General features: G+C 63.3%; 14 protein-coding genes. 7 read left to right on the top strand and 7 right to left on the bottom strand.

Going from position 1 to position 13,776, the window contains the following annotated elements:
• The first annotated feature begins 8 nt into the window (after positions 1-8).
• Positions 9-1,301, top strand: a complete 1,293-nt coding sequence (locus ACG873_RS08360) for a hypothetical protein (protein WP_394891301.1) — start codon at positions 9-11, stop codon at positions 1,299-1,301.
• On the opposite strand, the gene aspS is transcribed toward ACG873_RS08360, so the two are convergent.
• Together aspS and ACG873_RS08350 are read right to left on the bottom strand one after the other, a co-directional pair.
• A complete protein-coding gene (aspS, locus tag ACG873_RS08355) occupies positions 1,298-3,088 on the bottom strand; it encodes an aspartate--tRNA ligase (RefSeq protein ID WP_394891300.1) in 1,791 nt (596 codons plus the stop codon). The genes ACG873_RS08360 and aspS overlap by 4 nt on opposite strands.
• Before the next feature lie 176 nt (positions 3,089-3,264).
• Positions 3,265-3,894 (bottom strand): TetR/AcrR family transcriptional regulator, encoded by a 630-nt coding sequence (locus tag ACG873_RS08350; protein ID WP_394891299.1) that lies wholly within the window; start codon positions 3,892-3,894, stop codon positions 3,265-3,267.
• 109 nt (positions 3,895-4,003) lie between these two features.
• Between ACG873_RS08350 and ACG873_RS08345 the strand changes: the two genes are divergently transcribed.
• The 3 genes from ACG873_RS08345 to ACG873_RS08335 are packed head-to-tail and all read left to right on the top strand — an operon-like array spanning position 4,004 to position 6,961.
• Positions 4,004-5,032: an efflux RND transporter periplasmic adaptor subunit gene (locus ACG873_RS08345; protein WP_394891298.1), complete on the top strand. Its 1,029-nt coding sequence runs from the start codon at positions 4,004-4,006 to the stop codon at positions 5,030-5,032.
• 1 nt (position 5,033) lies between these two features.
• Positions 5,034-6,275: an ABC transporter permease gene (locus ACG873_RS08340; protein WP_394891297.1), complete on the top strand. Its 1,242-nt coding sequence runs from the start codon at positions 5,034-5,036 to the stop codon at positions 6,273-6,275.
• Entirely contained in the window at positions 6,272-6,961 is a 690-nt protein-coding gene (locus ACG873_RS08335) for an ABC transporter ATP-binding protein (protein WP_394891296.1), read from the top strand. Before ACG873_RS08340 ends, ACG873_RS08335 begins: the two co-directional genes overlap by 4 nt.
• 50 nt (positions 6,962-7,011) lie before the next feature.
• Here the strand turns inward: ACG873_RS08335 and ACG873_RS08330 are convergent, their stop codons facing one another.
• Together ACG873_RS08330 and ACG873_RS08325 are read right to left on the bottom strand one after the other, a co-directional pair.
• Positions 7,012-7,302 (bottom strand): type II toxin-antitoxin system RelE/ParE family toxin, encoded by a 291-nt coding sequence (locus ACG873_RS08330; protein ID WP_394891295.1) that lies wholly within the window; start codon positions 7,300-7,302, stop codon positions 7,012-7,014.
• Positions 7,295-7,558, bottom strand: a complete 264-nt coding sequence (locus ACG873_RS08325) for a type II toxin-antitoxin system ParD family antitoxin (protein WP_394891294.1) — start codon at positions 7,556-7,558, stop codon at positions 7,295-7,297. The genes ACG873_RS08330 and ACG873_RS08325 overlap by 8 nt, the downstream gene beginning before the upstream one ends.
• A 144-nt stretch (positions 7,559-7,702) precedes the next feature.
• Between ACG873_RS08325 and ACG873_RS08320 the strand changes: the two genes are divergently transcribed.
• On the top strand, positions 7,703-8,944 hold the full coding sequence (locus ACG873_RS08320; RefSeq protein WP_394891293.1) for an MFS transporter: 1,242 nt from the start codon (positions 7,703-7,705) through the stop codon (positions 8,942-8,944).
• Between the two features lie 79 nt (positions 8,945-9,023).
• On the top strand, positions 9,024-10,181 hold the full coding sequence (gene rnd / locus ACG873_RS08315; RefSeq protein ID WP_394891292.1) for a ribonuclease D: 1,158 nt from the start codon (positions 9,024-9,026) through the stop codon (positions 10,179-10,181).
• Positions 10,182-10,224: 43 nt separating this feature from the next.
• Here the strand turns inward: rnd and ACG873_RS08310 are convergent, their stop codons facing one another.
• The gene (locus ACG873_RS08310; protein WP_394891291.1) at positions 10,225-10,644 is read right to left on the bottom strand and encodes an MAPEG family protein; all 420 of its coding nucleotides are present in this window, start codon (positions 10,642-10,644) and stop codon (positions 10,225-10,227) included.
• A gap of 54 nt (positions 10,645-10,698) precedes the next feature.
• Positions 10,699-11,370, bottom strand: a complete 672-nt coding sequence (locus ACG873_RS08305; protein WP_394891290.1) for a Crp/Fnr family transcriptional regulator — start codon at positions 11,368-11,370, stop codon at positions 10,699-10,701.
• Between the two features lie 251 nt (positions 11,371-11,621).
• On the opposite strand from ACG873_RS08305, the gene ACG873_RS08300 reads away from it, so the two are divergent.
• Positions 11,622-11,756 carry a hypothetical protein gene (locus ACG873_RS08300; protein WP_394893847.1) on the top strand — a complete coding sequence of 45 codons (135 nt, stop codon included), beginning with the start codon at positions 11,622-11,624 and terminating at the stop codon, positions 11,754-11,756.
• A 336-nt stretch (positions 11,757-12,092) separates the two neighbouring features.
• Here the strand turns inward: ACG873_RS08300 and guaB are convergent, their stop codons facing one another.
• Positions 12,093-13,595 carry an IMP dehydrogenase gene (gene guaB, locus ACG873_RS08295; protein WP_394891289.1) on the bottom strand — a complete coding sequence of 501 codons (1,503 nt, stop codon included), beginning with the start codon at positions 13,593-13,595 and terminating at the stop codon, positions 12,093-12,095.
• Positions 13,596-13,776 lie beyond the last annotated feature (181 nt).

Below are 13,776 nucleotides of genomic sequence, written 5' to 3'. Positions count from 1 at the left end.
ACACTCCGATGACCATTCGCCGTCACGCCTTACACAAGCTCGCCATTTCGACATTCCTATTGACGATCCCGTTTCATGCGGCCCACGCGCAAGACGCAAACGCGGTCGCGGAACGCTTCAAGAAGGTGCTGGGCGACCAGAACATAAACCTCGCCTGGAAAGGCGTCAGCGGCGACGCGTCCTCGCTGGTGCTGGAAGGCGTGACATTCACGCCCGCCAGCCAGAAAGAAGCCGTGACGCTCGGTAACGTCACGCTCGACGGCGTCACCGAGCAGGATGGCGGCTACAGGATCGAGACGATCAGCACCGAACCGTACAGTTTCACCCAGGAAGGCGCCAAGATCGACATCAGCGCCGCAACCTTCACCGGCGTGACGCTGCCGCCGGAGGGCGAGACCGACCCGGTCGCCTCGATGATGATGTATGACGGCATGGATCTCGCCAATGTCAGTGTCACGATGGCCGACAAGACGGTTTTCGCCATGGACGGACTGTCGTTCGAAGTGACCCCGCCCGCCGACGGCAAGGCGCTCGAATTCACCGGCTCGGCCGAAAAGTTCACCGCCGACCTCAGCATGGCGGAGGATCCGCAAGCCAAGAAGGTCATCGAGGCCCTCGGCTACCAGACCATCAGCGGCAATTTCGAGATGGCGGGATCCTGGCAGCCGACCGACGGCCGCATGGGGCTGACGCAGTATGACATCACCGTCGACGACGCCGGCACGTTCGGCTTCACCTTCGATCTCGGCGGTTACACGCCGGCATTCCTGAAATCGCTGCAGGAACTGCAGAAGAAGATGGCCGAGCAGCCGGCCGGCGCCGACAACTCGGCGCAGGGGCTGGCCATGCTCGGGCTGATGCAGCAGTTGACCTTCCATACGGCCAACATCCGCTTCGACGACGATCTCGCTCACCGGCAAGGTTCTGGACTATGTCGCCAAACAGCAGAACATGAAGCCGGAAGACATCGCCAACCAGGCCAAGGCGATCGTGCCGTTCCTGACGGCGCAGCTCAACAACCCGGAACTGTCGGCCGAAATCACCGCGGCGGTCACCAAGTTCCTCGACGATCCGAAGAGCATCGAGATCGACGCCGCGCCGACAGCGCCGGTACCGTTCGCGCTGATCGCGGCCGGCGCCATGGCGACTCCGCTCGACCTGCCCAAGACGCTCGGCGTCTCGGTTACCGCAAACGACGACGGCGAATAGGACGGCTGTTCGAAAGCCTCACTCCAAGAAAAAGCCCGGCTGCAAAGCCGGGCTTTTTCTTTTCCTGTGAGTCGTTTGCGAGGTTTGCCTAAACTTCTTTCTTAGGCGTCGCCACGCGCAGCCCGAGCTCGCGCAGTTGCTGCGGCGTCGCCTCCGCGGGCGCGCTCATCAGCAGATCGTATGCCTGCTGGTTCATCGGGAACATCGTCACCTCGCGCAGGTTCTTCGCGCCGACCAGCAGCATGACGACACGGTCGATGCCGGCCGCCATGCCGCCATGCGGCGGCGCGCCGTACTGGAACGCGCGATAAAGCCCGCCGAAGCGTTCTTCGACGATTTCACGCGACAACCCGACCATCTCAAACGCCTTCACCATGGTTTCGGGCAGGTGGTTGCGGATGCCGCCCGAGGCGATTTCGAAGCCGTTGCAGACCATGTCGTACTGGAACGCCTTTATGCCGAGCGGCTCCTGGCCCGTCAGCGCTTCCATGCCGCCCTGCGGCATCGAGAACGGGTTGTGCGCGAAGTCGATCTTCTTCTCGTCCTCGTTCCACTCGAAGAACGGGAAATCGATAATCCAGCACAGTTCGAAACGGTCGCGGTCGACAAGGTTCAGTTCTTCGCCGGCGCGGGTTCGCGCCGCGCCCGCAAACGACACGAATTTCTTCGGGTCGCCTGCGACGAAGAACGCGGCGTCGCCCTCGCCCAGTCCGAGTTGGACCCGGATCGACTCGGTCCGCTCGTCGCCGATGTTCTTGGCGATGGGTCCGGCGCCTTCGAGCTTTTCGCCCTCCTTGCGCCAGAAGATATAGCCGAGCCCCGGCTGGCCCTCGCCCTGCGCCCAGGAGTTCATGCGGTCGCAGAAGGCGCGGCTGCCGCCGGTCTTCGCCGGAATGGCCCACACCTCGGCCTTCGGGTCGCCGGCCAGAATGCCCGCGAACACCTTGAAGCCCGACCCGCGGAAGTGTTCGGACACGTCGTCCATGACGATCGGGTTGCGCAGGTCCGGCTTGTCGGTGCCGTATTTGCGCATCGAGACATCGAAGGGAATACGCGGGAAATCCTGCGTCACCGGCTTGCCGTTGGCAAAGGCCTCGAAGACGCTACGCATCACCGGCTCCATGGTCTGGAACACGTCTTCCTGTTCGATAAAACTCATTTCGAGGTCGAGTTGGTAGAATTCGCCCGGCAGCCGGTCCGCGCGGGGGTCTTCATCCCTGAAGCACGGCGCGATCTGGAAATAACGATCAAAGCCGGAGACCATGATCAGCTGCTTGTATATTTGCGGCGCCTGCGGCAGCGCGTAGAAATTGCCGGGATGGATGCGGCTCGGCACCAGGAAGTCGCGTGCGCCCTCTGGGCTCGACGCGGTCAGGATCGGCGTCGAGAACTCGGTGAAGCCCACCTCTTCCATGCGCTCGCGCATCTCGGCGATGATTTTCGTCCTCGCCACGATGTTCCTGTGCAGCGTGTCTCGGCGCAAATCGAGGAAACGGTATTTGAGGCGGATGTCCTCGGGATAGTCCGGCTCGCCGAACACCGGTAGCGGCAGCTCCTTCGCGGCCGACAGAACCTCGATTTCGCGCGCGAAAATCTCGATCTCGCCGGTCGGCAGGTTGGGGTTCACGGTATCGGCCAACCGCGCCTTGACCTCGCCGTCGACGCGGATCACCCATTCGCCGCGCACGGTCTCGGCAACCTTGAAAGCCGGCGAGTCCGGATCAGCGACGATCTGCGTCAGTCCGTAGTGGTCGCGCATGTCGATGAACAGCAGGCCACCATGATCGCGGACGCGGTGGACCCAGCCCGACAGGCGGACGCTCTGCCCGACATCGGACTTTCTCAACTGGGCGCAGTTATGGCTGCGGTAACGGTGCATATTCAAGGCTTCCGATCGAAGGGGTTGTGCCTGGGAGAGCGAACTGGCGCCCTGCCCTGAAATCGCGGCGAAAAGCGCATGTGATGGAAGCTTTGTCAAGGCGACCGCTTCGCGCCGGATTGCGCGCCGTGCCGAGCGATTCAGTCCGCCGCGGCCCCTGCCTGTCGATCCGGCCGTCAGAGGCCAAGCCTGTCCAGTATCTCCCCAAGTCCGAGCTGACGCAGCACGAGCAGGATAAAGGCGCGCAGTTCCTCCTCCGATTTTTCGCCTGGTTCCAACAGCAGCTTGTACATCACGGCTCCCCCGAGCATCGTCTGGAACACGTCGGGATCAGTTCCCTCAGGCAGGATGCCCTCGCTTTTTGCCTTGGCGACGATTGCGTTAAACGCAGTGCGCCTTGGTGCGGCATAGACGTCCCAGAAAATCTGGATGAGTTGCGGCGAGTCCGGCACCGAGCCCATTATACGCGCGAGAAGCCGTCGTGCGTCCGTCTCGATCCAGCCTTTCGGCCCATGCTCTACGATCATGCCGATCATGGTTTCGAGCGAAACGTCCTGCCAGCGGCCGAGCGGCTCCTCCCCCTGCTCCTTCAGCCGCCCCAGTGCACGCGCCACCAGCGCTTCGCGCGACGACCAGCGGCGATAGATGGTGGCGCGGGTCACGCCGGCCCTTCTAGCGACCTGCTCGAAGCTGGCGCCGTCCAGCCCGCCCTCCATGAAGAGAGCGAGCGCGGCGGAAAGGATGGCGTCGTCCGTTTCAGGACGCCTCGGCCGTCCGGCTGCTCTGCCTGCCTTCGCCAATCTCACTCCTTTCGTTCTTGCACCAGTTCCCCCGGTGGCACCCCAATTCTAGACACTGGCCTATTAATTTACAATACGGTGTTGTATTATAAGTGCCGTTTCGATGGAGTCGGCGATGAAAGCTTTGCGAACCGTCCTGGCGATCGTGGCCGTCGCGGCGGCGGCCACTGCCGGCTACTGGTATCTGAACCGCCCGGCGTTGGTGTCCATCGTCGCGCCGACGCGGGGCGATGTCGCCGAGATCGTCTATGCCAGCGGCGTTATCGAGCCGCGGACTTGGGCGAAGGTCACCGCATTGGTGCGCGAACGGATCGTCTGGGTCTGCAACTGCGAGGGCGAAACCGTGGCCCAGGGCGATCAATTGGCCCGCCTCGATGACACGGAAGCGCAGGCCGCGCTGGGCGAACTCAAGGCGCGCCACCGGCTCGCGGCTGCCGAGCGTGATCGCATTGCGCTTTTGGTCGACCGCAAGGTCGCCAACCTGAACGAGCTCGACCGGGCCGAGAGTCAGGTCTCGCAGCTCGAGGCGCTGATCGCCGGCCAGGAGGCGCGGCTCGCCAACTACGTGCTCGCAGCGCCGAGCGACGGCGTCGTGCTGCGCCAGGATGCGGAAGTCGGGGAAATCGGCGAACCCGGCGTGGTGCTGTTCTGGGTCGGACGTCCCTCCCCGCTGATCGCCGTCGCCGAGGTCAACGAGGAGGACATTCCGCGTGTTGAGATAGGCCAGCGCGCTCTGCTCCGCTCCGATGCCTTTCCCGGCAAGGAGCTTTCGGCCGAAGTGCAAAGCATCACGCCGAAGGGCGACCCAGTAACAAAGACCTACCGTGTCCGCCTGTCGCTTCCGGCCGATACGCCGCTGAGGATCGGCATGTCGGCCGACGTCAACATCGTCATTCGCGTTTCGCGCGAAGCGCTGTTGCTGCCTTCGCTCGCGGTCAGGGACGATGCGGTCTTCGTATTGGAGGGCGAGATCGCCCGTCGCCGGCCCGTCGAGACCGGTATTCGCGGCACCGCCGATGTCGAGATTCTTTCCGGCATCGACCAGTCAGCGAAGATCGTCTCACCATACCCCGAAAACCTCGAAGATGGAGCGTCCGCGCGGGTGCTCGAAGATGGCGCGACCGCGCAAGCGGAAGGCGGCTGACATGCGGCTCATCCTCGACATCGCACTCACCCATATCCTGGGACGGGGGCGGCAAACCCTCGTCGCGGTGATCGGGGTGGCGGTCGGTGTCGGATTCTCGATCGCCATGGCGGCATTGATGCAGGGCGGGCAGGACGATTTTGTCGAACAGCTGATCGACACCATGCCGCATGTCCAGATCACTGACGAGCGCCGCACGCCCAAACGCCAGCCCGCGGAGGATGCCTTCGCCGCGGTGGAGATTTCGGGACTGAGGCCGCCCGACGACCGGCGCGGCATCGTCAATCCGACCGCCGCTATTACCTGGTTGAGGGAATGGCTGCCCGGGCGCTTCTCGGCGAGCCTCAGGACCCAGGGCGTCATCCGCTATTCGGGCCGGGAGGCCGGCGCTTCCATCATCGGCGTCGATCCGGCCACCGAAGGCGCCGTCTCGCCAATCATCGGAGACTTCACCGAAGGCAGCTTCGCTGCGCTGGTTTCCGGCGGCAACAACATCGTGGTGGGCGACCGCATGGCCGAGAAACTCGGCGCCGGCATCGGCGACACGGTCTTTGCCGTTTCTTCGACCGGCCTGTCGCGCGCGTTCAAGATCGTCGGACTGTTCCATACCGGCACCACCGCGCGCGACGAGAGCGAGGCCTATGTCCTGCTCAAGAACGCGCAGATCGTCTCCGAGCGAGCCAACGCGATCAACGACGTTCGCATCAAGCTGGACGACCCCTACTCCTCGCCGGCCGTCGCGCGGCGCATCGAGGCGGAACTCGGCTATAAAGCCGTCGCCTGGCAGGAAGCCAACGAAGGCATCATGGAAGCCTTCGTCGTGCGTAACGTCATAATGTACACCGTGGTCGCCGCCATCATGCTCGTCGCCGGCTTCGGCATCTTCAACATCATCTCCACCATCACCCATGAAAAAGCGCGCGACATCGCCATCATGAAATCACTCGGTTTCAGCCAGGGCGACATGCAGCGTATGTTCGTGATCGAAGGCGTGGCGATCGGCGCCGCCGGTTCGGGGTTCGGCTGGATGCTCGGCTTCGCGTTGACGCTGGCTTTGTCCTCGATCCGATCTGAACTCGACGCCGGCGGCCAGGAGATCACCGAATTGCCCATCGCCTGGAGCACGCTGCACTACGCGATCGCCAGCAGCTTCGCGCTTGGTTCCGCGGCCGTCGCCGGCTACCTGCCGGCGCGCCGGGCGGCCCGGCTAAATCCGGTCGACATCATCAGGGGTGCGTCGTGAACGATCTGGTCGTGACGGACAAGCTTACTCGCATCCTGCCCGAAACGGTGCCGGTCACCCTGGTCAAGGACGTCAGCCTGACCGTCGGCGAAGGCGAATTCGTCGCCATCACCGGACCCTCTGGCTCCGGCAAATCTTCCCTTCTTTACCTGCTCGGAGTGCTCGACCAGCCGACCGGCGGCACACTGACCATCGACGGCCAGGATTGCGGCGCCATGAGCGAGGCCGAACGCGCCCGGCTGCGGCTCGAAAAGATGGGGTTCGTCTTCCAGTTTCACTTTCTTCTGCCGGAGTTCTCAGCCCGCGACAACATCGCCATTCCGATGCGCAAGCTCGGCAAGCTGTCGCGGGCCGAGATCGACGAGCGCGCCGAGAGCCTGCTTGTCTCACTCGGACTTGGCGACCATGTTCACAAACTGCCGTCTCAGCTTTCCGGCGGCCAGCGCCAGCGCGTCGCGGTCGCCCGCTCGCTGGCCAACAACCCTGCGCTTCTCCTCGCCGACGAACCGACCGGCAGCCTCGACAGCAAGAGTTCCGAACAGGTCTTTTCCATCCTAGAGATGCTGGTGCGCGAACAGGGCAAGACGGTGATCATCGTCACGCACGACCTCGAGATGGCCGCGCGTACCGATCGCCGCATTCACCTCGTGGACGGCATGTTGGCCGAGGCCGAGCCGGCCACCTGATGGGCTCGGCGGACGCTGCCGATTTGTCAAGGCGAAGCAGCGGGACGCCGCTAAAGCTTCAGTCCCTTGACGCTGCGGCCGTGAACGACAGCGACGATCAGCACGTGATCGGGCTGCTCCTTGTAGATCACGACATGGCTGCCATGCTCGTGTCGGCGCAAACCTGCACGGATCGTGTCCGACAGCCGCCCCATGCGGGGATTGTCGGCCAAGAGGCTGAAACAGTGCCGGAAGCTTTCCAGATATCGCCTTGCCTGGTTCGGCCCAAGGTTGGCGAACCCGTAGTCGAAAATGTCATCCAATTGCGACGCAGCAAAGTCCGACAGGCGATATTCAGTCATCTATCAAGCCGCGTGCGCGCGCCCTTGCCTCCGCGTCGGCAAAGATTTCGTCGAGGCTGCGCTTGCTGACGCCACCGTTCAGGCCCTCGTCGACGATGCGGCGAAGCTCCTCGAGTCGCGCTTCGTTGCGGCGTTCGCGGTCGCGGCGGATGAGATCGCGCACATAATCGCTCGAGCTCGCATATTCGCCATCTTCGACCTGCATCTCGATCCATTCCTTCATCGGGTCGGGCAGGGAAACGGTCATCGTGGCCATAGCGGATTCTCCTTCACAAAAATCATACAGAAAATGTGAAATTTTCACAAGATCGGCTGGACCAGCAGGCGCGCCAATTGGTGCATCGCCACCCCTCCCTCTTCATACTATAGAGGAATCAGATACTTCTTTGCCCATGGCTTCATGTCCTCCGTCCGCCCGCTGATCCCCCTCCTCATCGCCGCGGGCATTCTTCTCGGCGGCAATGGACTGCAAGGCACGCTGATCGCGCTTCGCGGCGCCTCGGAAGGTTTTTCCTCGTCGACGATCGGCTTCATGGGCACGGCCTATTTCGCCGGCTTCCTGCTCGGCTGCGTGTTTATCACCCGCATCTTGAAGGCGGTCGGCCATGTCCGCTCTTTCTCGGCGCTCGCCGCGATCGCGTCCGCCGGCACTTTGCTGCTCGTACTGGTCATCGACCCGGTCATGTGGTCGGCGGTCCGCTTCGCGTCGGGCTTCTGCTTCGCCGGCCTGTTCACCATCATGGAAAGCTGGCTGAACTCCGGCGTGTCCAACCACGATCGCGCCCGCGTGCTCGCGCTCTATCGCATCATCGACATCGGCTCGGTCACTGGCGCGCAATTCCTGATCCCGGTGTTCGGACCGGACGGCTTCGCCATCTTCGCCATCATGTCGATCCTGATCACGCTGTCCCTGGTGCCGGTCTCGCTTGGCGACCGCTCCAACCCGACGCCGCCGGAAAGCGTGAAGCTCGATCTCGCGCGGGTCTGGCGCATTTCGCCGCTCGGCTGCATCGGCTGTATCGCGGTCGGCGTCACCAACAGCTCGTTCCGCACGCTGAGCCCTGTCTATGCCGAGCAGATTGGCATGAACGTCACCGACGTGGTGACCTTCGTCAGCGTCGGCATCATCGGCGGCGCCATCATCCAGTACCCGCTCGGCTACCTGTCCGACATCTGGGACCGCCGCATGGTGCTCCTGCTGACGACGATCGGCGCGCTCGCCTCTGCGCTGGCCCTGGTCTTCTTCGCCGGCAGCGACGCGCTGACCAATTTCGTCATCGTGTTCGTATTCGGCTCCTTCGCCATGCCGCTGTTCTCGCTTTCGGCCGCCCACGCCAATGATCGCGCCGGAAAGGACGAGTTTGTCCTGGTGAACGCGGCCCTGATGCTTTTCTATTCCTTCGGCGCGATCGGCGGTCCGATCTCGGCTTCGTGGGTCATGCAGAACTTCGGCCCGCACTCGCTGTTCATCTTCTCCGCGCTTGTCTACGCGGTCCTGATCTTCATCATCCTCTACCGCATGCTGGTGCGCTCGGCCGTGCCGGCATCCAAGCGCGGTCGCTTCATCGCGCTGCTACGCACCTCCCCCATTTTCGCCCGGCTGGCCCGCCGCAATGGCGGTGGCGACAAGCCCGCAGACTAGCCGCAAACGCCGGTTACGCTTGACGAAAGCCTCCGCGGCTGAAATGGAGACAGACCCATTTTGAAGCCGAAGAGCCTTCATGCACGTCATAAAGACCCAGAACGAACTTGAAACGGCCATCGCGGCGCTCGAAAAGTCGAGCTTCGTGACCGTGGACACCGAATTCATCCGCGAAACCACCTACTGGCCCGAGCTCTGCCTGATCCAGATGGCGGCCCCCGGCGTCAGCGCTCTGGTCGACCCGCTTTCGCCCGACATCGATCTCGCCCCGTTCTTCGCGCTGATGGCCAACGAAGCCGTCACCAAGGTTTTTCACGCCGCGCGCCAGGACATCGAGATCGTCTTCCATCTCGGCGGGCTTCTTCCCCATCCGGTATTCGATACCCAAGTCGCCGCGATGGTCTGCGGCTTCGGCGACAGCGTCTCCTACGACCAGCTGGTGCAGCGCATCACCGGCGCGCAACTCGACAAGTCGTCGCGCTTCACCGACTGGCGCCACCGGCCGCTGTCGGACAAGCAGCTCGAATATGCGCTGGCCGACGTCACGCATCTGATCGAGGTCTATCAGCACCTGAAGGCGCGGCTCGAGCGTGACAACCGCGCCCACTGGCTGAACGAGGAAATGGAGATCCTGACCTCGCGCGAGACCTACGACCCGCATCCCGACGATGCTTGGAAGCGCCTCAAGATGCGGCTGAGGAAGCCGGTCGAACTGGCGGTGGTGCAGGCGGTGGCGGCCTGGCGCGAACGCGAGGCGCGAGACCGCAACGTGCCGCGCGGCCGCGTGCTCAAGGACGACGCGATCTACGAGGTGGCCCAGCAGCAGCCGCGTGATGCCGCCGCGCTGGCCAGGCTGCGCACGGTGCCGAAGGGTTGGGAGCGCTCGTCGACCGCGACCGCCCTGCTGGAAGTTGTCAATGCCGCACTCGAAATCCCGAAGGAAGAAATGCCCAAGCTGCCGCGGTTCGCGCAAGCGCCGGAAGGCACCAGCGCCGCCGCCGAACTGTTGAAAGTGCTTCTGCGTCAGGTCGCTGAGCAGGAAGGCGTCGCGGCGAAGGTTCTCGCCTCGGGAGACGACATCGACCGCATCGCCGCCGAAGGCGAAGCCGCCGACGTTCCCGCCATGCATGGCTGGCGGCGCGAGGTTTTCGGCGACATCGCCGTCAAGCTGGTGCGCGGCGAGATCGCCCTCAAATTCGACCGCAAGAAGATCGCGGTATTCGAGACGCCGCGCTGACCTGAACAGCAGAAAGCCGCCAGTTGCAGGCCGATCTCACCAACTAGACTACCGCCAGCAGGTGCAGGGCGAAATAGATCCACAGCAAGGCGAGCACGACCGCGCCGGCTACGAAGGCCGGATTGCGGTGGCGTAGTCGATTGTTGGTCAGATGCAGCCACGCATGCACATAACGCGTGGCCATGAACAGCCACGCCAGGACGAGCGCGAACCACGAGATGCCTGCTGTCACGAATAGCGCCAGGCAGACGACGTGGAACAGCACCGGCAGTTCGAACTGGTTCATCAGGCTCGCGCTCGAACTGGCGCTGCTTCTGGGATCCCCACCACGGTCGCGGAACTGCGATGCCTGCGCTTCGCCCGACCTGACTGCACCGATCCTGCGCCTAAACATCACGAGATAAACGATATAGACCAGCACGACGTGGGCGATCATCGGCCAGAAAATCTGCGTCGGGTTCATCCGCTCCCCCTGCCCCATCCGCGGTCGACGAGCTTTTGCAGCAGGCCGCTTCGGCTATTCCTTTTTCGCGGCGAGCCTTTCGAGCAGGGCAAGATCGTGCAGGATAAGCCTTCTCCCGCGCCTTTCGATGAGCCCCTTCTTGGCGAGGGCGCTCATCTCGCGTGAGACCGCTTCCCGGTGGGTGCTGATCGTTGCCGCCAACTCGGAGTGCGTCGGCGCCGGGCTTATGGATACCTGGCCGTTTACTGGCCCGATCTCCTCCGCCCGGCGCGACAGTTCAAGGATCAGGCGTTTGCGCACGACCAGAGTGCTGAACTCGAAAACCCTGTCGGTCATGCGCCGCAACTGAGCCGACAAATGCTCAAGAAGCACCCAGGCGAAATTCGGATGGTTGATAACAATGTCCCGGAATGCCACCCCGGTCAGTCGCGCAACTCGGGTTGGCTCAAGCGCAACGACGCTGGCCGAGCGCGCTTTCCCATCAATCCCGGCCAATTCCCCAAAAATTTCGCCTGGCGTAATGTCGCGATAGGCAATCTCCCTGCCGTCCTCTGAAAACATCGTGACCCGAGCCCGCCCCGCCAGCAGGAAGAAGACGTCCCGATCACTGTCGCCATGCGCGATGATCAGCTCATTGTGCCGATAGTTGCACTCGCTCCAGCGCCGGGCAATAGCGGCCAGGTCGGTGTTATCCAGCCTCGACATGAAGGGAAGCGAGGATGTCACGACGGCATATCCTTGGTTGTTCGACCAAGTGTACTTCCCTTGGCTCACTCCCGAAAGGAAATTGATCGCCGTCGCAGCGTTGCCGGGTGGCGAGCGACGATTTTGCGACTGCTTTCGCAGGGTGTGTGAATCCTCACATACGAAACCGACGCCACTGCTTACCCTTTACACATCAAATTCCAGGCCTCGGTAGCCAACATCGAGGCTAATGAGGGAAAAGGACCGGTGTTATGAAACTCCTGGCTCCCGTCATGCAACTTTTATCAGCGGTTCGCGAATTCGTGGCGCCGCGCTACCGCCCGGAGCTGCACTACATGCGCGGCCCGGGGCCGGCCTTCGCCCGCCGCATGGCCCAGCACAACCAGTCCCGGGATCGCTACGCTTAGATCGTTCACAGATCGCTGCGGCTTTGCCCCAGGCAGGCCGCCCGCATTCCCTCGTTAATTCAGGGAAGGGACATCCGATGATGGATAAGTTTCTTCTTGTCGCCGTCGGTTCGATTCGCAGGTGGTCCCGCCGTCGCGCCAAGCGAAATGCTATGTGGCGGGCAACGGATCAATTGAGCCGTTCACCGGATGACATTCTCAACGACATCGGCATCTCACGCGACGACGTGCGGTATCGGTCTGGCAGGTCAACCTCGATCGACCAATAAGCTTTTCAAATGGGTCGCGTGTCGATAGCGCTCATCGATCGGTATTTTCAGACCCTCATCCGCTTGTTCAGATCCCACCCGGATAATTCGGGCTTTCGCGTGTGATCGTCACGTCGTGCGTGTGGCTCTCGCGCAGGCCTGCATTTGAGATGCGCACGAAGGTCGCCCTCTCCCGGAAATCGGCCAGGTCGCGCGCGCCGACATAGCCCATCGCCGCCTTCAGCCCTCCGGCAAGCTGGTGCAGCACGCCCGCCACCGGGCCCTTGTAAGGCACTTGGCCCTCGATCCCCTCCGGCACCAGCTTCAGCGTGTCGCGCACCTCGGCCTGGAAATAGCGGTCGGCCGAGCCGCGCGCCATCGCGCCCACCGAGCCCATGCCGCGATAGGCCTTGAACGAGCGGCCCTGGTAGAGATAGGCCTCGCCGGGACTCTCGTCTGTGCCGGCGAGCAGCGAGCCGATCATCGCCGCGCTCGCCCCGGCGGCAAGCGCCTTGGCGAGATCGCCCGAATATTTGATGCCGCCGTCGGCCACCACCGAAACGCCGGCCTTCTCAGCCGCCTCCACCGCCGACATGATCGCCGAAAGCTGCGGCACGCCGACGCCGGCGACGATCCGCGTCGTGCAGATCGAGCCGGGGCCGATGCCGACCTTGACCGCGTCAGCGCCGGCGTCGATCAGCGCCTGCGTGCCGGCGGCCGTCGCAACGTTGCCGGCCATGATGCGCACCGAATTGGAAAGTTTCTTCGCCCGCGTCACGGCATCGAGGACGCGCTGCGAATGGCCGTGCGCTGTGTCGATCACCAGAAGGTCGACGCCGGCGTCGATCAGGCGCTCGGCGCGCTCGAAACCATCGTCGCCGACGCTGGTTGCGGCCGCCGCGCGCAGCCGTCCCTGGCTGTCCTTGGTGGCGTTCGGATTGAGCTGCGACTTTTCGATGTCCTTGACCGTTATCAGGCCGACGCAGTTTCCGGCCTTGTCGACGACCAGTAGCTTTTCGATGCGGTGCTGGTGCAGCAGCCGCTTGGCTTCCGTCTGGTCGACGGTCTCCTTCACCGTGATCAGGTTCTCCCGGGTCATCAGTTCATAGACCTTCTGGCCCGGATCGGTGGCGAAGCGCACGTCGCGATTGGTCAGGATGCCGACCAGCCGGCCGACCACATGGCCGCCCGTGCCGCCATTCTCAACCACCGGAATGCCGGAAATCGAGTAGGTGCGCATCAGCGCCTGCGCGTCGGCAAGCGTGGCGTCCGGCCCGATCGTGACCGGATTGACCACCATGCCGGATTCGAACTTCTTGACCTGGCGCACTTGCTCGGCCTGTTCGGCCGGCGAGAAGTTGCGGTGGATGACGCCCAGCCCGCCGGCCTGCGCCATGGCGATGGCGAGCCGCGCCTCCGTCACGGTGTCCATGGCCGCCGAAAGGATCGGAGTGTTCAAGTCGATGTCGCCGGCGATGCGGGTGCGCACATCGGTCTCGCCGGGCATCACTTCGGAATGGCCGGGCTGCAGGAGCACGTCGTCGAAGGTGAGAGCAAGCGTGCCGGTTGCCGTTTCGATGATCTTTGCCATGCCAAACCCTCAAATACATGAAGCCGGCGCTCAAGCCCATTGGACTGCGCCGACTCGTGATCTTCCCTTGCAGGATTGGCAAGGGCTGGTACCACGTATGTCGCGCGATGAAAAGCCGGCCCGATGCGCGCCAGTGTCTCAGGTTGAAATTCCGCGAAAGCCGCCGGTCTGCAATGCCCGC

The sequence above is a fragment of the Allomesorhizobium aridi genome (assembly GCF_043769475.1).
Classification (GTDB): Bacteria; Pseudomonadota; Alphaproteobacteria; order Rhizobiales; family Rhizobiaceae; genus Allomesorhizobium.
Note: the sequence above shows the minus strand (reverse complement) of the source record. Positions and strands in the feature narration are given on the sequence as shown.